This window comes from Paenibacillus sp. FSL L8-0470, from assembly GCF_038008625.1.
Lineage (GTDB): Bacteria > Bacillota > Bacilli > Paenibacillales > Paenibacillaceae > Paenibacillus_AQ.
Window position 1 is genome coordinate 6,030,410 of the sequence record NZ_JBBOZM010000001.1, and the last position, 20,587, is coordinate 6,050,996.

Genomic DNA, 20,587 nt, shown 5'->3' on the forward strand with positions numbered 1-20,587 from the left:
CTCCTCTAAGTCTTCTTCCCGAAACCATCTAAGTCCGGGTCCCCCGGAAGATCATCCGGGTTGAGCTTTCTGCATCATAGTCGCTTTCATCGTAGCAGCCATGCACAGCTTCGAGGCGCAGTTCTGCGGCTGCGATCATCTTGCTGAACTGTTCCAGCGAATAGAGCTTTACCCGTTCATGGTAGCCGCGGGGCGTCTGATCTGTTTTGGAGGTAAGAATGATGTCTTTCATCACATAACCGTTTTCGATCCGGCGTGACTCATCTATGAGATTGTCTCCATCCTCACGAACGGAATGTGGTACAAGATGGCGGATCACATAAGCAGGGTTAAGGAAATCTATAATAAACTTGCCGCCCGGCTTAAGCATCCGGTGAATTTCCCGCAGCACCTTCACCTGTTCCTCATCCTCCTCAAAATAACCGAAGGAAGTAAACAGGTTAACCACTGCGTCAAAACCGCCATCCAGCGGCAGCTTCCGCATATCGGAGCGTATCCAGGTCACCGATCCGGCCCCCTTCTGGGAACGCGCCTCCCTCAGCAACGCCTCGGATAAATCTACACCGGTAACCTCGTACCCGGCCTCCGAGAGTGCCAGCGAATGACGCCCCATCCCGCAGCAGAGATCCAGCACTTTGGCGCCATGGGGAAGCGCAAGCCAGTCGATCATCTTTTCCACTTCGCGGCGTGCCCCTCCGAAGTCCCTGTGTCTGTAGACAATTAAATAGTCTTCTCCAAAGCTCTCTTCATACCACTCACTCATGATTTCTCTCCTCCCTCAGCACCTGCAAAAACCTCTCTATTTATGCTAATGTACCGCCATTGTAACCCCTTTTGCCGGCAAACTCAAAAAAGAGTCGCCATTTCGCCATACTTCCCGCGCCATGGCAACTCTCTGCTATTTCAACGTTGACGCTGCAGATATACCCTTGCCTCATAAGGACGAAGCTTCAGGTTTCTTAGATCTTCCTCTTTGGAAGGGGCATAATTGGAGATCAGCAGCTCCAGCTTCTCCGGCTGGAATTCACCCGGAAGCTCGAACACCGGCTCCTGGCCATAAAAATTCAAAATCACCAGCAGCCGCTGCTCCTCCAGCGTACGGGTATAGGCATAAATCTCCGGATGCTCCTCCAGCAACAGTCCATATTCACCATAAACGATCACCTGATGACTTTTCCGCAGCTCAATCAGCTTTTTATAGTAGTTAAAAATCGAATCAGGATCTTTGACTGCACTAGCCGCATTAATCTCCTTGAAATTGGAGTTCACTCTGATCCAAGGCACACCGGTTGTGAAGCCCCCTTCTTCTCCATCATCCCAATGCATCGGTGTGCGGGCGTTGTCCCGGCTTTTTTTGTGTATGGCGGCCATAATGTCGGCTTCGGGTAAGCCGTGTGAACGCTTTTCCTCATAATAATTGAGCGTTTCCACATCCCGGTATTCGTCGATTGATTCAAAAGCCACATTCGTCATGCCGATTTCTTCGCCCTGATAAATGTAAGGCGTACCCTCCAGCATATGAATAAAGGTGGCCAGCATTTTGGCCGAAGGAACACGGTAGAAGAGATCGTCGCCAAACCTCGATACCGAACGCGGCTGGTCATGATTGCATAAATAATTGGCGTTCCAGCCCCTGTCATGCAGGACGGTCTGCCAGTTGCTGATGATTTTTTTGAGCTCCGTCAGGTGCCAGGGAACCACATCCCATTTGCCTCCCCCAGGCGAGGCGGCATCCAGATTCATATGTTCAAACTGAAAGGTCATGTTCAGCTCCCGGCGTCCATCGCCGACATAATCCAGCGCCTGCTCCGGCCCAAGGCCCGAGGTTTCGCCAACCGTCATAATATCGTAGAAGTACAGCACCCGATCATACAGATTCTGCAGCAGTGTGTGCACATGCGACAGGTTAGAGAACATATCATAGGCGCGAACCGTCGGCGTTCCGCCCGGATTATGCGCATCAGGGTAACCCTCCGCCTTCACGATGTGGGCGATCGCGTCAAACCGGAACCCGTCGACCCCTTTTTTCAGCCACCACTGCACCATTTCATGCAGCTTGTCGATTACCACGGGATTTTCCCAGTTCAGATCCGGCTGATATTTGGAATACAGATGGAGATAATACTCGTCCGTCACCGGGTCCAGCTCCCAGACCGTACCGCTGAAATACGATTCCCAGTTGTTTGGCGGACCGCCGTTTTTGCCTTTTCTCCATATATAAAAATCCCGTTTGGGATTATCCTTCGAGCTTCGCGATTCAATAAACCACGGATGCTGATGGGAGGTATGATTCAGCACCAGATCCATCATCAGCTTCATGCCGCGCGAATGCATCTCACTGAGCAGCCGGTCAAAATCATCCATCGTCCCGAATTCCTTCATAATATCGCAGTAATCACTAATATCATAGCCATTGTCATGGTTTGGTGATTTATAGATCGGACACACCCAGATGACATCGACACCCAGATTCTGCAGGTAATCGAGCTTGGAAATAATCCCGCGCAGATCGCCTATGCCGTCACCGTTGCTGTCCATAAAACTGATCGGATAAATCTGGTACACGACGCTTTCTTTCCACCATTTAGGGTTCACTCCGGTTCCCTCCGCTTCCTTCAATTCCTGTAGTTTAAGATCCTGATCTCCGGCGAAACCGGCGCGGCTTCGTCCGGACATATTAATATATCTTAACCACACTGGAGGAAGACGATAACAACTTCCACTGTAAAACGCAGGCTCTGTCCGCAAACCTCTACTGTTATGTGAATTAAAAAAGGTGAAAAGCTCCTTCCGGAAGTCTTCCCACCCTTTTATCGAACTGTATCGTCCGGATATACGGTTTATGAAATCCTAACTCAATTGCTTAATCACAATAGATGCATTCACGTTGGCTTGCGTGCCTCCAGCCAACGTCTGCAGCGTGACTGCTGCGGAGGAGCTGTGATTTCTCAGGGTTAATACATCGCCGGAAGAAAGGGCGAATATGGCCTGCCCCGTGTTCTGCTGCGTGCCCGCACCTGAGCCGTACACAGTACCCGGAACGAGCGCGCCGTTTACGAATAAGGCAAATTGATTTGGTTCTACACCTGATACTGAAAAATTAACTTCATAAATACCTGCATTCGCAACCGAGATTGTAGTCGTTCCCGGAGCATGTGTTATTCCAGGTGTAAGGAACCCGTTGGTATCAAAAGAAACATCCGCCTCGATCGGCACAACCTGCGCTCCGAGGTTATATACATACCCAAACTGGGCTATACCGCCTGCGGCACCCGTTGCACCCGTTGCTCCTGCTGGGCCCGCTGCGCCGGCCGCTCCTGTCGCTCCGGTGGCACCCGCTGGTCCAGCAGGTCCTGCGGGTCCGGCCACTCCGGCGGGTCCCACTGCGCCTGCGGCTCCCGTTGGACCTACAGGTCCCGGGGCTCCGCCTGGCCCTACGGGTCCGGGCGCTCCTGCGGATCCGCCTGGTCCTACAGGTCCGGGTGGTCCTGCTACTCCGGCAGCACCTACGGGACCCGTTGGCCCTGCCGGTCCTGCCGGTCCTGCGGGTCCCGGGAGGCCTACCAACCCGGCTGCTCCCGCCGGGCCAAGGGCACCGGCGGCCCCCAAGGCTCCTGCCGCTCCAGCGGCTCCCAAGGCTCCCGCTACTCCGGCAGCACCAAGCGCTCCTGTCGCGCCAACTGCACCTAAAGCGCCGGCGGCTCCAGCGGCGCCCAAGGCTCCTGCTACTCCGGCAGCACCGAGTGCTCCTGTCGCGCCAACTGCACCTAAAGCGCCAGCAGCTCCGGCGGCGCCCAAAAGTCCGGCGGCTCCGGCAGCGCCTAATGCTCCAGTCGCTCCCGCTGCCCCAAGTGCTCCGGCGGCTCCAGCGGCTGCGAGCGCTCCAGCGGCGCCTACAGCACCGAGTGCTCCAGCCACACCTGTCGCTCCCACTGCCCCTGCTGCGCCGGCGGCGCCGAGTGCTCCCGCAGCTCCGGCAGCACCTGCTGCACCCAGTGCTTCTACAGCTCCTGCCGCTCCCAATGCTCCAGCGGCTCCAGCGGCACCTAATGCCCCCAAGGGAATATTAACGCGAACGATTTGCTTTTTGACGATGATTTCCTTACAGTGGCATTTTCGGTGTACTGCACATTTTGTTTTTCGATGTTTTTTTCTTGGCAAGGGGCAAGCCATATCCGGTTTCTTGCATCCCCGCTCCTTACTCCTATGCTCAGAGCGACCCATCTTCAACACCTCCAATAGACTTTATGTATACTACTCCATTCACCTATTGAAGGGCATAGACATCCGTCTCGTAGGCAATTATATATTTTTGCGTTTACTAGGTATTTGTACTAGATGGACAAACCGATTTCACCTATACAGACGGAAAATAAGTTTTTAGCCTTGTTACCTCCGTCTTCAGCTAATAGAATTGAACGCTCGGCGACAGCAAAAAAGGACTATTCTATTGCAGATTCCGCAATGAAAGTCCTTTAGTTTCAAACGAGATCTGTATTATTCCTTCTACCCGCAAAATTCCCTAACCTACAGCAAACCAACCATCTTTAATCCTTCATAAATTCCGTTCTCACTGACATGCTTGGTGACATAAGGAGCCACGGCCTTAACCTCATCCTCCGCATTGCCCATCGCGATGCCATGACCGACAAATTGCAGCATCTCTACATCGTTGAGGCCATCGCCAAAAGCATAAATATCTTCCTTCTTCACTCCGAGATGCTTCATCATTTGGGCAATGCCGTTAGCCTTCGAGCCGTTGCCCGGCAGAACATCCATACAGAGCGGATGCCAACGGATAAATTTGAAGCCGGGGTAGGCTTCCGCGTACATATCCTGGCTCTCCTTCGGGCAAAAGATCAGCGCCTGATAAATTTCATTCAGCAGAAAATACTCCGCATCATGCGTCGGAAAGGCCAAATTCAACGATCCTAAGCTTGTCTGAATATACTCATGCTCCGCAACATTCACCTTCATGTCAAGGGCATCAATATAGGCTACCGGGTGATCCTGCTTCTCGGCGAACAGCGTAAGCTCCTTCAAGGCAGCCGTATCCAGCGGATTGCGGTAAATCACTTCCCCCTCAAAAACAACATATTGCCCGTTAAGCGAAACATACGAATGGATCCCCAGCTCTTCCCGCAGATCCTCAAACATGTAGGAGGCCCTCCCTGTCGCGATGGCCACATGATGGCCCAGCCGCTTAAGCTCAGCGATGGCTTTCTTTGTGGAAGCAGGCACCTGCTTCTCCTCATCATAAATCGTACCGTCAATATCAAAAAAAATCGTCTTTGTAGTCATGGCTCTCCATTCTTCTTGCTTTCTCTATGAATCCATCCTGCTCAGATTGTAGTTGCTTACAGTAAGCTATGCAAGTTTTCAACAATAAACGCAGCTTTTTTCACGGCACAGAGCGTTCTGAACAAGAATACTCGCCAAAAAAAGCAAGCAGTGTTCCGCCTCCACCAAGGAAGCGGAATGCTGCTTGCTTCATTACTTGCTCCAGGTGCTCAAACCGCATTCTGGGCCCGCTGCTGTTCCTCCATCAGCCATTGCACCAGCAAATACTCCGGAACAGTGTCTTTTCTGGCTTCCGCGTATACGCGGACCCGTTCCAGCAAACGCCCCGCCGTGTCGGCGTTCACCTCAAGTCCTCTCTGTTCCAGCACATGGACTACACCATTGCTTCCAGAATGTTTGCCCAGCACGAAGCGGTGCGTCCGCCCCACCTCAGCAGGATCAAAGGTCTGATACGTACTTTTCTCCTTCATCAGCCCGTCCACATGGATTCCTGACTCATGCGTAAATGCCAGCTGCCCCACAATCGGCTTCGCATCGCCGACACTGCGACCGGAGGCGGCAATAACCTTATCCGCCAAACCCTTGAGCAGATCCATCCGTACACCGCTCTCCCCGCCGTACAAATGCCGCCAGGCCATGGCGACTTCCTCCATGGCCGCGTTGCCCGTACGTTCGCCAATGCCGGCTACGGTGGTGCTGGCCCAAACCGCACCTGCGGCAATGCCGCTAAGTGTGTTGGCGCATGCCAGCCCGAAGTCATTGTGGCAGTGCACTTCCAGCTCCACATCTGCGGGAACCGCCCCCAGCAGCGTGCTTACCCGCTCCGTCATCTGCCCGGGATAATGGGCAGATACCGTATCCGCATAACGGAACCAGCGGATTCCTTCTTTATACAGGCTGTTCACCAATTCAACCAGGAATTCCATATTCGCTCTGGAGGAGTCCTCCATCCCTACCGACACCGTCATCCCCAGCCTGAGCCCATGCTCCGCCGCACGAAGCAGCTTGTTCAGCCCTTCAGCCGGCGTCAGCCCAAGCTTGCCCTGAAGCTGAATCTCTGAGACCGGAATGGACACATGGCTCCAGTTCACTCCGGTACTGCGCGCCTTGTCGATATCGCCAAGGACCGAGCGGTTCCAAGTCATAAGCTTCATGGGAAGCCCCAGTTCGGCAATTGCCGCAATATCCTCCTGCTCCCGCTTGCCCATGGCAGGAATACCTACCTCCGCTTGCTCTACTCCGCACTCCGACAGCAACTTTGCGATTTCCAGCTTTTCCGCCCTCGTGAATGAAACTCCAGCCGCCTGTTCACCATCCCTAAGTGTCGTGTCACATAGCTTGAGACTTTTCACGGTTTACCTCCTTCTCCGCAGCAAGCGCAATTCGGATTACGGGTAAGCCCAACGCTGTAACAGGCGAAGTCGAGTGAGCTGAAGCGATGCATTACGCCCGCATAAGTTGTCCCTACCCTTGTAATCCATTTTACGGCTTCCAGTGCTGCCAAACAACCCGCAATTCCGGACGTAGCTCCCAAAACTGGAAACCCGAACGGTTCCCACTGCGGCTGCAGATCTGGATATAGGCATTCCAGGCAAGGCGTTTCCCCGGGAACGACCGTGGTTAGTGAAATTTCAAAGCCGTACATCGCAGCTTCCACCATGGGCGTCCCGGTATCCACACAAATGCGGTTCAACGCATACCTCTCCGGAAAATCATAGCGGGCGTCAATCACAATATCGGCGCTCTCTACCCAGGGTTTGGCAATTTCATATTCAATCTTAGAATTATGCCCTTCGATCTCCACATGCGGATTCAGCCGCTTCAGCTGCGCTGCCGCCGTGCTTATCCGTTCCATGCCCAGGTGATCGCTGTCCATAAGAATCTGCCGGTTGAGATCCGGTGCAAGGATGATTCCCTCATGGGCCAAAATAAGCTTGCCGACGCCAGCCGCTGCCAAATACAGTGCGGCCGTTCCTCCAAGTCCGCCGATTCCGGCCACCATAACCGTCGCTTCCTTCAGCGCCTGCTGTCCGCTTTCTCCAAGCAGCTTCAGCTGCCGGGCATACCGTTCCAGCTCCAAACCTCCGGCAAGCTGCTCCATCCCTGTCTCCCCCTGTGACTGATATTCATTTACTGGCTAGCCCTCCAGGCTAAGCAAACCGTGCAGGGCCGTAATTTCCTTATATTTATGCAAATAAGCCAGCCCTTCCTCCACACACTCCACCCCGTAGCGGATCAGCTTCTCTTCCGCCGTGAACGGAAAGGGGAACCCGGCCCGCAGGCTTTTGAGAACGAGGATCACGCGGCCGGTGTACAGCAGCCCGCGCCCGAAGCCTTCTCCATTAATCTCGGCGGTGCTCTGTACGATAACGCCGCTTTTTTCTTCCACCACACCGGCGATAGCCTGAAAGACGAGCGGCACCTGATGCCGCACTTCCGGAGATACAGCACAGTTGAATTCCGACTTGCTTTTATCCTCGGCGGAGGCCAGAAACTGCTTGGCGATCTTTGCCTGCGGCGTAAAGGAAGCGTATTTGCCAAAGAAGTCTTCCGTATCCAGCAGATGGCATAAACGCCGGACAAAAGCATCCGCCGTATCCGGATCCAGCGGCTTGCGGCTGGAGCGGCTGCGGCGTTGTACTGCCGCGCCTTCTTGAGCCGCTTCTCCCGACAGACTAATGTTCGACTTAGCCATGGGTTCCATCTAATCCCTCCCCTTCGCCTTCTTCTTCCGCCCGCAGCACCTTAGCCAGCCACATGGGCGGTTTGCCCTGAAGCATTTCCACCAGCCGTTTCACCTGCTCATCAATCGGACTGCCAAAGGGTACCTTCACCGGCATAATCTTGCGGCGGGTGACCCTCGCCGCTGCGGAGGCCCCGATCTGCATAATGAAGATCAGGGTACAATCACCTATCGCCTCCAGGCGGCTGTCGATCCTGCCCGCTTCATCTTCATTGAGCAAAGCGGGGAGCTTGCGCAGCTCCAAGAGCTCTCCGCCATTTTTGGCCACATTGTAAACAGCGAACATTGGGCTTTGCCCGAAATGGGCATTTACACGGTTTCCGTCATCTGTGGCGAACGCTACCTTCACGGCGCTCAGCCTCCCTTCGCATCAACAAATTCCCGGCTTTATTACTCCATTCCATAGCGCCCCTGTAGCCGGCCGAAACGGACATATACGCCCCAAGCTCGCTCCAGACCGGAAACCCAGCCGCCAGAAATGCAGCTTCAATACGTTCTGCTCCTGCGATCCCATGCGAATTGCTGATCCATAAATCCGCGTCTTTTCCGAGCACCTCGGCATCATCCAGATCACCTACCCATACCTCCCGCTCCATACCAGCAACAACCGGAGTTTCATAGGATGCAATCAGCGCCTTTTGTTCCATACCCAGTTCCTCAAGCCAGCTTGAGACGGAATACAGATGATCCGGCTCCAGTGCGGCCACCACCGACATTCCGGCAAATTGGAAATGCGCATCCAGCATACTGTCAAGCAGGTTCTCCCGCTGCCAGCAATAACGGAGCGGCACCGGCTCGCCGCTGATCTGATGCAGGAAATGCAGCAGATCATCTGTTGCCTTGAGCCCCATGGCTCCATTAAATACCTTGTAGGGTGTGCCCAGTGCATTGTGCAGCCTTCTGGCCGGACGTTCCATGCTGGCTCCGACGGCAATCGTCAGGCCGGACTGCAGGCTCTGCAGCATGGAATCCAGCGGCACACCGCCTCGGGTCAGCGCGGAAAACCCGGTCAGGAGATGACCGGACAGCGAGGTGGATATATCCGGTACAGCAATGACGTCAAATCCGAAGGAGGAGATCATTTCCTTCAGCTCCATCACATCTGCAGGTGTCAGAAAGGAACCCGGAAGCAGCGTAATCTGGCGGGTATTCACATTCCTCGAACCCCGGTGTCCAACCTGCTGGATCATCTCGTCGATCATCGCCTCCACTGTAGTGCTGAACCCGGACTCCAATGAGCCCCGAAAGTCGGGCAGCACGACGGAGAACGCCAGCCCGCCGCGCATATTGCGTTCCCGCTTATACATCCTGAGCAGGCTTTGGTAGTCCACTCCGGCCACATCGGTCAATTCCGTTCCCACAATGCCGATAATATCGGGCCGGTGCTTACTCAGCACAAGATTGAGCGCCTCCTCCAAATTGCGGTTAGCATCGAAAATAACATCCATTTCCTGCAGCGCCGAGGTCTGTACGGCGATTGGCTCGCGGAAATGCCGGGTAAGCAGTGCTTTGGGAAAAGCGGAACAGCCTTGGGAGCCGTGGATCAGCGGCATGGCGCGGTAGCAGCCTTGAAGGGCCAGAACAGCCCCCAGCGATTGGCCAATCTTGATCGGATTGACCGAGGCGGGCTTTTTTCTCCGGTTAACGGTCATAGGGCGGAGCCTCCTTATCCCAGGGAGCAGGACTGGACGCCAGCTTCCAGATTGGATTCGCCAGGGAATACGTCAGTTCCTTGGCCAGCCGCAGCAGCCCCTCATACCCGGCGTAAGCCTTGTGCCTCTCCTGGTTGATATCAATAAAAGGAATTTGCTCTTTCATCGCCACATACATATTGCGCCCGCCGGCGATCATGATATCAGCTTTACGTTCCCGTACAGTTTTGAGAATCCGGCCCGCACCGCCTTCCGGAATATATTCGGTGTCATCCCCCACCCGGTCGGCAATACGCCGCACATCATCCTCTGTGCTTTTGTTCGTGCCGACTCCAACCACCTGAACACCCAGTTCTTTAAGTGCGGAAATCACGGACCAGCTTTTAACGCCGCCGGTGTACAGCACCGCTTTTTTTCCTTTCAGCAGCTTGCGGTACGGACGCAAATCCATAGCCAGCCGGCTTTCTTCACGCTCGGTCAACCGGTCAACCCGGCGCTCCATTTCACGGTCATTCATCAGATACGCCATTTGGCGCAGGGAATACGTCGTTTCCTTGGCCCCGTAGAAAGAGCCCTCAAAATAAGGGATGCCATATCTCGACTCCATCTCTTTGGCAAGACCGAGCAGCGCGCGGCTGCAGACCACCATATTCACCTTGGCACGGTGCGCCCAGGTAATCTCCTTATATCTGGCATCTCCTGTAATACGCGAGGTTACGGCGATTCCGGCACTGTTCATCAGCTTCTCGATATCCCACATTTCACCGGCAATATTATATTCACCGATCAAATTGACGCCGAGCGGAGTGTCCGGCTCCGGTTCCCCTGTTCCGATCACATACTGAAGCAGAGCATCACCTGCCAGCCGGTTGCCCAGATTCTTGCTGCCGACAAAACCCGGGCTGTTCACGGGAATAACAGGGATATGCAGCCGTTCTCCTGCCTCCTTGCATACAGCATCCATATCTTCGCCGATCAGAGCCGTCACACAGGTTGAATATACAAATATTGCCGGAGGCGCAAAGCGCCCGGCAATATAGTCGATACTTTCCTTCAGTTTCTTTTCCCCGCCAAAAATAATATCGGAATCATTAAGATCCGTAGCAAAGCCATACTGGGACAGAGAAGGCCCGCTGGACAACGCCCCTCTGCTCTCCCAGCTGTTCCCGGCACAGGCAATCGGACCATGGACAAGATGCGCGGCATCCATAATCGGCAGCAATGTGATTTGGGCTCCGTCGAAGGAGCAGCCTCCGGCCGCTTCACCCGGTTTGGGCCGCGGACAAGGCTTCGATTTGGGGGAGAGGCTCCCGCAAGCCTCGGAATCAAATTCGTCTTTTCGCACAGGGTCCATCGGCTCTTCATCTCCTTCGTTAAAGGTGGATGCTAACTACAGGCAATCCTGCATCTACGTGTGTTTCCTCTTAACGTACCAGATCAAAATTGAACCCGGAATGGTTGCGGTCAAGCTCATCCAGAACAGTATTAACGATCAGACTGAGCAAATTCAGTGTACCTTGGTATCCAAGAATCGGATAACGGTGCATGTGATGACGGTCAAAGATCGGGAACCCCACCCGGATCAGCGGCACATTCGCATCCTTGGCTGCGAACTTTAGATGCGAGCTGCCGACCGCCAGATCCACCGGATCGTTCAGCAGCAGTGAACGCATATGCCACAGGTCTTTGCCGATATAAACGGTGGCTTCCGTGCCGTACGGACTGGAGGCCAGCAGCGCCTCGGCTTCCTCCTTGAATTTCACATCATTGAAGTCCACATCCCCATTCGAGCAAACGATATGCACAGGCTCCATACCGGTTTCCAGACAGAACCCGATGAGTCCGATGAGCAGGTCGGGATCGCCGGCCAGTGCCACCCGCTTGCCGTGAATGTAAGGGTGGCTGTCCGTAAGGGCATCCACTACCCGGCCGCGTTCTTCAGTAAGCGATGCAGGAACTGGAAGACCCGTCAGCTCACTGATGGTATCCAGCAGCTTGTCGGTTCCTGTAATGCCTAGCGGTGTGGACATCGCAGCAATCGGCTGCTTCCAGGTTCCGCCGATATAATCCTGCGTCTTTTTGAGCGTGTATTTCTGCAGCGACAGCGTAGCGAGCGCGTTAGCGGCCAGAGGCACATCTTCAAGCTTCGTTCCACCGTAATAATATTCGTATTCTCCCGTAGCGGGAGAGTCATAGTTGCCGCTGTGATCGCCAAGAAACGTATATTTGGTATCAAAGGCATTCAGAATTTTACGGATTTCCGCAAAGTTGCCGGTGTAAGGCTCGAAGCCGAGCATAACATTCAGCTTTTCCCCCGTTTCTTCGCCGCTTCCCGGAGCAGCCTGAATGCCTGAGCGGTCATACAGATAGCTGAGGATTCCTTTCAGCATCGAATCATACCCGGTGATGTGTGATCCGACAAAGCTTGGCGTGTTGCAGAAAGCAACCGGGAAGTCTTCCGAAATCACACCCTTTTGACGGGCATTGCCGATGAAGGAGGACAGGTCGTCGCCGATAACCTCGGCCATACAGGTCGTACAAAGCGCAACCATCTCCGGTTTGTAGAGGGCAATACTGTTCTCCAGACCGTCAATCAGATTGCTCATGCCGCCAAATACAGCCGCATCCTCGGTCATGGAAGAAGAAACAGCAGGGGTAGGCTCTTTGAAATGACGGCTTAGATGGCTGCGGAAATAAGAATTGCACCCCTGCGAACCGTGAACGAAGGGCAAGGTCTTCTCAAAGCCGAGCGCGGCCATGATCGAGCCAAGCGGCTGGCAGGCTTTATGCGGATTGATGACAACCGCTTTACGGTTAAAGTTCTTCTCCATATACTCCGCAGATTGAGAATAAGCGAGTGCTTCAGCCGTTTCCTGCTCGCTGCAGGGCGCTTCGAACTGCCTTTTATTCTCCCGCTGCTGCACGAAGCGGTCTTCCGAGAACAAAGAGTTATAATCCGGAATCTCCAGTCTGTCTTTGCTCATATGCTCGCCCCCTCTGCCTGGACTTTTTCCTTCTTGCTAATCAGATTCCACACCGGGCTGTTCACGGTCATATCCATGTCTTTGGCAAAAATCTTGAAGCCGTCGAAGCCATGATACGGACCGCTGTAATCCCAGGAGTGCATCTGGCGGAACGGAACCCCCATCTTGTGGTATACATATTTCTCCTTAACCCCCGAGCCCACAAGGTCAACATTCATTTTCTGTGCGAGCTCTTCGAGTTCATACGCCGTTGGATCATCCATGATGATCGTGCCTTCCTTCATCATCGGAAAGGTCTTCTCGTAATCATCTTTATGGGCAAATTCATAGCCGGAAGCCACGATGTCCATGCCGAGATCCTCATAAGCGCCGATCGTATGGCGGGAACGCAAACCGCCGATCATCAGGAGCACTTTTTTATTTTCCAGCCGCGGTCTGAATTTATGAATAATCGCATCCATTTCCGGTTTATGCTTCGCGATCATCTTCTCGCAATTCTCCTGGATCGTCTCGTCAAACAAAGCGGCGATGGCGCGCAGGCTCTCATACGTTTTGGAAGGTCCAAAGAAGTTGTATTCCATCCAAGGAATACCGTAGGCCTTCTCCATATGCTCAACCATGTAGTTCATGGAGCGGTGGCAGTGAATCAGGTTCAGCTTCGCCTTATGGGCGATTTCCAGCTCATTCAAGGTACCGTCGCCGGACCACTGGGCAATGACGCGAAGACCCATTTCTTCCAGCAGGATACGGGAAGCCCAGGCATCACCGCCGATATTATAATCGCCGATAATATTGACATCGTAAGGGCCGGTTTCAGCCAGTTCAGCTTTGCCGAGCACGAAGTCACGGATTGCATCGTTGGCAATATGATGGCCCAGCGACTGGCTCACACCCCGGAACCCTTCGCAGCGCACCGGAACAATCGGCATCTCCAGCTCTTTGGCCATTTTTTTGGATACTGCTTCAATATCATCGCCGATCAGACCGACCGGACACTCGGATTGAACAGAAATCCCCTTGGCGAGCGGAAACATCTCGGTAATCTCACGCATAATCACTTCTAGCTTCTTATCTCCGCCGAAGACGATATCCGTCTCCTGGAAATCGCTTGTAATCTGCATGGCGGTAAAGTTGTCAATTCCAAGCGTCCCGTTGGCATAGTTGCGGCGGGTCCCCCAGCTGTATTGGCCGCACCCGATGGGGCCATGGCTGATATGAACCATATCCTTGATCGGTCCCCATACCACGCCTTTAGATCCTGCATAAGAGCATCCGCGCGGCGTCATGACGCCGGGACGGGATTTAATATTGGACTTCAGCGCACATGTGCCGCAGGTTTTCGCTTCTTCCGTATTGATCTGAAAATGCTTTTCCCGGTCTTTCTTCGCTTTTTTGGGGTAGGCTTCCAGCACATCTTCAACCAGCTTTTTATTCGCCTCGATATCCAGTCCCATTTGCTGACCCTCCTTTTCGTAGTGCAGGAAGCCTTAGCCGCCTGCGTGGCTTCTCGTGCCACAATGAGCGATTCCGGTGAATCAGCCGTCTCTCCACTCCCGTTCACCGGATTTCGTGTAAACACCGCCTGCGGCTTATTGGCCGGAAGCCTGCGGCTTATTGGCCGGAAGCCTGCAGCTTCTGGATGGCGGCTTCTTCGTCTTCGATGATGCCGAATTCCATCAGCAGTTCCTCCAGCTCTTCCATCGTAATCGGGGTCGGAATCGTCAGCATTTTATTGTTCAGAATCTTCTCCGCCAGGATTTCATATTCCTTGGCTTGAGCATGCTCCGGATTATATTGGGCAACGGTCATTCTGCGCAGCTCAGCATGCTGAACGACATTATCGCGCGGCACAAAGTGAATCATTTGCGTATTCAGGCGGCGGGCAAGCTCCATAATGAGCTCGTCTTCACGGTCCGTATTGCGGCTGTTGCAGATCAGGCCGCCCAATCTCACACCGCCGCTGGTGGCATATTTCAAGATACCGCGTGCGATGTTGTTGGCAGCGTACATCGCCATCATCTCCCCGGAACAGACGATGTAAATCTCCTGCGCCTTGTTTTCGCGGATCGGCATTGCGAAGCCGCCGCAGACAACGTCGCCCAGTACGTCATAGGATACGAAATCCAGATCGGAATAAGCGCCTTCCTGCTCCAGGAAGTTGATTGCCGTTATAATCCCGCGTCCCGCGCAGCCTACACCCGGTTCAGGTCCACCGCACTCAACATTAATGATGTCGCCGAAGCCGGTTTGCAGTACATCATCCAGTTCCAGATCCTCTACGGAGCCAAGCTCAGCCGCCAGATGAAGCACGGTTTGTTGGGCTTTGGTATTCAAGATAAGGCGGGTGGAGTCGGCTTTGGGGTCGCAGCCGACGATCATAATTTTTTGTCCGAATTTTGTAGCCAGCTGAGCCAGGGTGTTTTGTGAAGTTGTCGATTTACCGATACCGCCTTTACCATAGAAAGCGATTTGTCTCATTTTCCATCATCCCTTCGAAATGTTTATATTTTCAAAATAAGAGCTGTACTTGACGCTTTCGAGAATAGCTTCCTGTATTCCACCTTTGCGGACGAGAGGCAATACTCCGGCTTTGTTCAGGCTGGCCCGTGGGCCTTCGCCGATACCGGAGCAGAGAAGAATGCGGCAGTCACTAAGAATGGAGATGATTTCCTGCAGCGTGGCGGCTTTATCGCCGTTGCAATCTGCTTTGCCATGGCAGTACGCTTGGATCTTGCGGACACCGAGCAGCTGTACCTCCGCTCCGTCGGTATCGTACACCAGGAATTCGGTCGCATGCCCAAAATGCTGATTGACCTTGTCACCGCCTCTAGTAGCTACAGCGACTCTAATCTTGAGAGCATTCTCCTGCATGAGTCTTGCCCGCCTCATTTTGACGCGTTCGCGGATTTTGGCATCCAGATCATGTTGGAACTGCGTCCTGGCTGCTTCATTGATTGCCGGATCGTCCTCCATCGCCTCCAGGGGAAAGTCCTGGTTGCGGTCCTGGCCCAGCAGTCCAATAGCATCGGCCCGGCATTGCCGGCAGTGGCGCATAACCTTCATGCCGTCACGCCCAAGCAGCTCCTGCAGATTGTGCAATTCCTTGGGACGGGGCGCTTTGCGTCCGTCCGCTTCATACTGGCTGCCCGGCGCGATAATCAGCGGAGTTACATTATGCAGTGTGGCCCCAAGCTCTTTTACTCTTTTGGACACTGCAGGCAGATGATGATCATTGACCCCCGGAATCATAATGGAGTTGACCTTTACCAGAATTCCGAGCTTCGCCAGCATTTCAAGACCTTGAAGCTGGCGGCTGATCAGCAGCTCCGCCGCTTCTCTCCCTTCGTACCGCACTCCCTCATCGAATACCCAAGGATAGATTTCGCGGCCGACATCCGGATCAATGGCGTTGATGGTGATCGTGACATGGCGGATGCCCAGCTCGATAATCTCATCCACATGTCGGTAAAGGGTAAGTCCATTCGTGCTAAGGCATAAGGACACATCAGGCACATGTCTTTTGACCCGGGCAAACGTATCGAAGGTCTGTTCCGGATTTGCCAGCGGATCTCCAGGTCCGGCCACACCAACCACCGAGAGCTGCATAAGCTGCGCTGCAACCCCTTTTACCTTGCGTTCCGCCTGCTCCGGCGACAGTACCTCACTGACCACACCCGGCCTGCTCTCATTCACACAGTCGAACTTGCGGTTGCAGTAATTGCACTGGATGTTGCAGGCGGGAGCAACCGGGATGTGCATTCTGGCATAAAACCGGTGGGCTTCCTCGCTGTAGCAAGGGTGGCGGCTAATCTCCTCCTCTGCTTCATTTGATATACACGACGGCTGCATTATTTCCCACCTCCTAAAAGTTTTACGAGCATTACTTCCTTGATTTGACTTCGAGTGAAACTCGCTTCGGAAGCATATGCTTTGTTTTACGAGCATTACTTCCTTGATTTGACTTCGAGTAAAACTCGCTTCGGAAGCATATGCTTTGTTTAACGGAGCTTAACATCCTGAAATCTTTACACTTAGAAGACTTTAAGCATGAACGGGATTAGTATGTTACATTTCATAACTTCAAACTCACTCAATCGCTTTGATTACTCTCATAATATTTTCAAACCTCCATACCGTCAATTATGTTTAAGCTAAAATAGCCTTATTATTCCTTGTGTTTGCAGTTTCGTCATACCACATGTAAACTTACATAACATTTATGTATCATGTTTCCGTTTCCATCCCTGCCATTTTTCATTGATACTAATTTTCAGGAGGCATTGACAATAGCCTTCGGCTCATATATGATACTTTTAGATCAATCCTGCAACCAAAACTAATAAAATTTAATATATCCCGTAAAGGGGAGTAGCTGTTAAATAAAGTCGTCAATACGAGAATATGAGGATATTCTCCGGCTTTATTGGCAATGAACTATTGTTAGCGAGACCTTTACCAATCAGGTTACCTTTATTCCAAAGGCTAATCTGTTTGGTAAAGGTCTTTTTTATATAAATTTGGTTAGACTATTGGTGTTGCAGGGTTTTCTTAAATATGTTCATCCAAATGAGGGGGAAACAGCAATGGATTGGGGATTATTTTTGGAATATGGCTGGGTATTGCTCGTTCTTGTAGCACTGGAAGGACTACTCGCCGCAGACAACGCACTTGTCCTGGCAATTATGGTAAAACACCTTCCCGATGAGGAACGTAAAAAAGCCCTCTTTTATGGATTGGCAGGGGCGTTTGTCTTCCGGTTTGGTTCACTTTTTATCATCTCTTATCTCGTCGACATCTGGCAGGTACAAGCCATCGGCGCACTCTACTTATTATTTATAGCGGGAAATCATATTTTCCGAAAAGTGCTGTTCAAGAAGCCGGTCACTGACGAAGCTAATGAGAGCGGCTCTCCGGGCGCTGTCAATAAGAAGAAATCCAGCTTTTGGTTTACAGTTCTGAAGGTAGAAGTGGCTGACATCGCTTTTGCCGTCGATTCCATCCTCGCAGCAGTTGCCCTTGCGGTAGCACTTCCACCGAGCGGCATGGGTCACATCGGCGGCCTTGACGGCGGACAGTTCCTCGTCATCTTCGCCGGCGGATTTATCGGACTGATTATTATGCGTTTCGCGGCTTCCTTCTTCGTTAAGTTGCTGCATTCCCGTCCAGGGCTTGAAGTTGCAGCCTTCTTCATCGTCGGCTGGGTAGGAATCAAGCTTGCAGTGATTACCTTGGCTCACCCGACGCTGGGTGTCCTGTCTGAGGACTTCGCCCACAGCACCTGGTGGAAAGCTACCTTCTATGTAGTGCTGGTTCTCATTGCCGTTACGGGATGGTTCATGAGCAGCCATAAAGTTGAAGAGAACGTTGGAGAAAATCCGGTTAAAGAAGTGGATAAACAGCTTGGTAAATAAGCTTTACCAAGCGGAAACGGTTTTGCCGTCTTTTTTAAGGACGGTACCGTTTCAGCAAGAAATAGAAGGAAAAGACCGGACCGGAAGGCCGCAGCTGTAAGCTGTGCCTGCCGGTCCGGTCTTTTTTCCGTTCTTTTTTAACTGTTCTATTATACGATAGGCTGATCAAGCTTGCCCTGCAGTTCCACCATTTTCATGATAACAATGGCAGCCTGCGCCTTGGTTACAATCCGCTGCGGGTCGAACTTTCCATTCTCGCCCTCCAGCAGTCCAAGCTTCACAACAAGCGCCACAGCACCTTTATAGTTGATAGCTGCGCTGTCGCTGAAGCTGCTTACGACGGCATCATTCGCGAGGAAGCTGGAAAGCTTACCATACTTCAGAAAAAAAGACAGTTGGACAGCCAACTCTTCGCGGCTAAGCTTGCTCTCCGGCCGGACCACGGTATCTCTGCTGATCCATCCACGGTTTACGGCATAGTTTATGGCATCGTAATATGGACTTTCGGGACTCACACCTGCCACCGTTTTGCTCTCCGCACCCGAATAGCCCTTGTAATAGGTTGTCGATGCGTCTGCAATCAGCGTCCACCAATCCCCAGTTGATATTTCCTGGTCTGGATTTACTTTGCCGCCTTCATCCAGAGTAAGCACTTTGTATTTCAGCAGCTCGGTCAGTTGTTTTTCGGCCGGGTGCCCTTTCAGGTCTACAGCTTCACCAGCAGTTGCTGTCCGTCCGTTACGCTCGTAGAGCGAAACCCATTTCCCGGAATTGGCATCCAGCACCTTACTCATCTCACCGTTGTCAGCCGTGAGCGGGGCATATACCAGCTTCACTGTCGAATCACCAATGCCGCCATTACCGGAATATCCGCCTAAACGAACAAACTGCAGCTGCATGTCATACTGGCCAAGATAGCTTTGCAGCGCTTCCGCCTTAGAGATTGCCGGAGCCGGCACTTCTGTGAGCTTCGAATAATCTAAACTGCCGCCGGCAGTATAGGCTTGAAGTCCACCGTAAAGATCAAGTTCAATAGAAATATTATTGCCGCTTACAGGTATGCCCTGATAATAATTTATAAATTCATAACGGTACCCCTTCCCGTCAGGCTTCACGCTCCATGTTCCGCCATGTTCAACCAGTTTAAGATTGCTGCTTGCTTTATTGTACATGCGGTTGACCAGCGCAAGTGCCTTTTGCTTAGCTTCAGCCGGGGTCAGCTTCTTGCTGCCTGCGGGAACAGGCTGCGGCTTAGCCTCTTCCCCATACATGTACTGTTCCATTTGGAACTGGGTAATCTCGCCTGTAACCGCATTAATTTCCGCGTAGGAATGGCGCGGCATTCCCGATTGCATCCCCTCCGTATCCGCTCCCCACGTCAGCATCCAGACCTTCTGATCCAGCCGCTGGTAAGCGGTGCTCTTCGCTTGTCTGACCAGCTTGCGGTCCTTCGGAAGGGCAGCCACCTTCTCTACCAGTTTGACCGCTTCCTCCACAGTGAGCTCTTTGCCGGGAGCAAGCGGCTGGAAAACCTCTTTGCCAAGCGGAACGGTCTCATGGGATACGGGAATGGACGAAGCTTCCTTGCCTTCGTTGTCCAGTCTTTTCCCCGTATGGGCATCAATCGAATACAAGGCCTGCTCTTCCACCTTCCAGCCAAGTATCCAGCTTGCTACGTTTCCATTCTTGTATACCGGAGTATAGTACAGTCCGACATTAAAGTTATCCGTGAAAGTCTTCTTCGCTTGTTCCTTGGAGATAGCCGGCTTGGCAGACGGTAATGCCTGCACTGCGGACATTTTGTTGAAATTGATTACCTCCCCGTTCCCATTGATACCGATGATTAAATCATCCGCAACCGAAAGTATCCCGTTCCTCAGCATATTGAAATTAAAAGAATATTGGACGGGACCAAAAAGCACTTCACTGCCCAGATCTGAAAATCTCGATTCTACCAGCTGAATATTTTCACTCTTCAGCGAGGGCATTGCCGCGGTAATAAAACTTCGTGCTTTCTCCAGAGCCTCCGCCCGCGAGAGCTTGGGAGGATAGTAAGCGGTATCATCCACAAGGGGGACATTAATATATGTATTGATCAGATCCCCGGTAACGGCATCAATGATGCTGGAGAACCCATAGCCCCCGCTGTCTACCTGATATTCCCATTCGATGGTCCATGCCATCTGCGTGGTGCCAGCTGAATAGTAATCGTTGTTGCCTAACTGAACACGGGTGACGTTTGCACTTTTTAGAACAGGGAAGAGCTCGCGCAGTTTGGCAACGGCCTCATCCTGTGTAATTTTGGCAAGGGCCGCATCCGCCCTTGCGGAACTCGCCGCTGTTCCGCCACTCTTTGCCTCGGCTGATGCCGCAGGCGGCACTAAGCCCGATTCCGCCGAAGCAAACCCGGCGGGAAGCAGCAGCGCAAGCGCTACTGTAGTAATCAATGCCGCTTTTGCGGTCTGATGAATAAACTGATTGCTGTTGCTGTTCAAA

Annotated in this window: 16 protein-coding genes; 1 reads left to right on the forward strand and 15 read right to left on the reverse strand. The window is 52.7% G+C overall.

What is annotated here, in order from left to right; all coding sequences use genetic code 11:
• Nucleotides 1-28: 28 nt before the first annotated feature.
• From NST99_RS27495 to nifB, 14 genes are all read right to left on the reverse strand, one after another.
• Nucleotides 29-763: a class I SAM-dependent methyltransferase gene (locus NST99_RS27495; protein ID WP_341095931.1), complete on the reverse strand. Its 735-nt coding sequence runs from the start codon at nt 761-763 to the stop codon at nt 29-31.
• Between the two features lie 140 nt (nt 764-903).
• Nucleotides 904-2,595: a glycoside hydrolase family 13 protein gene (locus NST99_RS27500; RefSeq protein ID WP_341097772.1), complete on the reverse strand. Its 1,692-nt coding sequence runs from the start codon at nt 2,593-2,595 to the stop codon at nt 904-906.
• Nucleotides 2,596-2,850: 255 nt separating this feature from the next.
• Nucleotides 2,851-4,059, reverse strand: coding sequence for a BclA C-terminal domain-containing protein (locus NST99_RS27505; protein WP_341095932.1), 1,209 nt, complete (start codon nt 4,057-4,059; stop codon nt 2,851-2,853).
• Nucleotides 4,060-4,527: 468 nt separating this feature from the next.
• Nucleotides 4,528-5,301, reverse strand: coding sequence for a Cof-type HAD-IIB family hydrolase (locus NST99_RS27510; protein ID WP_341095934.1), 774 nt, complete (start codon nt 5,299-5,301; stop codon nt 4,528-4,530).
• Nucleotides 5,302-5,510: 209 nt separating this feature from the next.
• Complete coding sequence (locus tag NST99_RS27515; protein ID WP_341095936.1) at nt 5,511-6,653, reverse strand: homocitrate synthase/isopropylmalate synthase family protein; 1,143 nt, start codon at nt 6,651-6,653, stop codon at nt 5,511-5,513.
• Nucleotides 6,650-7,402 carry a HesA/MoeB/ThiF family protein gene (locus NST99_RS27520; protein ID WP_076110764.1) on the reverse strand — a complete coding sequence of 251 codons (753 nt, stop codon included), beginning with the start codon at nt 7,400-7,402 and terminating at the stop codon, nt 6,650-6,652. Before NST99_RS27520 ends, NST99_RS27515 begins: the two co-directional genes overlap by 4 nt.
• A 36-nt stretch (nt 7,403-7,438) precedes the next feature.
• Entirely contained in the window at nt 7,439-8,005 is a 567-nt protein-coding gene (locus tag NST99_RS27525; RefSeq protein ID WP_341095939.1) for a DUF269 domain-containing protein, read from the reverse strand.
• Nucleotides 7,989-8,393 (reverse strand): nitrogen fixation protein NifX, encoded by a 405-nt coding sequence (nifX, locus tag NST99_RS27530; RefSeq protein WP_341095942.1) that lies wholly within the window; start codon nt 8,391-8,393, stop codon nt 7,989-7,991. Before nifX ends, NST99_RS27525 begins: the two co-directional genes overlap by 17 nt.
• The gene (gene nifN / locus NST99_RS27535) at nt 8,368-9,696 is read right to left on the reverse strand and encodes a nitrogenase iron-molybdenum cofactor biosynthesis protein NifN (protein WP_341095944.1); all 1,329 of its coding nucleotides are present in this window, start codon (nt 9,694-9,696) and stop codon (nt 8,368-8,370) included. Before nifN ends, nifX begins: the two co-directional genes overlap by 26 nt.
• Nucleotides 9,686-11,050, reverse strand: coding sequence for a nitrogenase iron-molybdenum cofactor biosynthesis protein NifE (gene nifE / locus NST99_RS27540; RefSeq protein WP_341095947.1), 1,365 nt, complete (start codon nt 11,048-11,050; stop codon nt 9,686-9,688). Before nifE ends, nifN begins: the two co-directional genes overlap by 11 nt.
• A gap of 70 nt (nt 11,051-11,120) precedes the next feature.
• On the reverse strand, nt 11,121-12,680 hold the full coding sequence (gene nifK, locus NST99_RS27545) for a nitrogenase molybdenum-iron protein subunit beta (protein WP_341095948.1): 1,560 nt from the start codon (nt 12,678-12,680) through the stop codon (nt 11,121-11,123).
• A complete protein-coding gene (nifD, locus tag NST99_RS27550; protein ID WP_341095950.1) occupies nt 12,677-14,134 on the reverse strand; it encodes a nitrogenase molybdenum-iron protein alpha chain in 1,458 nt (485 codons plus the stop codon). Before nifD ends, nifK begins: the two co-directional genes overlap by 4 nt.
• A gap of 157 nt (nt 14,135-14,291) precedes the next feature.
• Nucleotides 14,292-15,158, reverse strand: coding sequence for a nitrogenase iron protein (gene nifH / locus NST99_RS27555; RefSeq protein ID WP_341095951.1), 867 nt, complete (start codon nt 15,156-15,158; stop codon nt 14,292-14,294).
• A gap of 6 nt (nt 15,159-15,164) precedes the next feature.
• Nucleotides 15,165-16,529 (reverse strand): nitrogenase cofactor biosynthesis protein NifB, encoded by a 1,365-nt coding sequence (gene nifB / locus NST99_RS27560; protein WP_341095954.1) that lies wholly within the window; start codon nt 16,527-16,529, stop codon nt 15,165-15,167.
• 734 nt (nt 16,530-17,263) lie between these two features.
• Here nifB and NST99_RS27565 point away from each other — a divergent pair.
• Complete coding sequence (locus NST99_RS27565; protein ID WP_341095956.1) at nt 17,264-18,091, forward strand: TerC family protein; 828 nt, start codon at nt 17,264-17,266, stop codon at nt 18,089-18,091.
• Between the two features lie 149 nt (nt 18,092-18,240).
• Here NST99_RS27565 and NST99_RS27570 read toward each other — a convergent pair whose 3' ends face one another.
• The gene (locus NST99_RS27570; RefSeq protein WP_341095957.1) at nt 18,241-20,586 is read right to left on the reverse strand and encodes an S-layer homology domain-containing protein; all 2,346 of its coding nucleotides are present in this window, start codon (nt 20,584-20,586) and stop codon (nt 18,241-18,243) included.
• Nucleotide 20,587 lies beyond the last annotated feature (1 nt).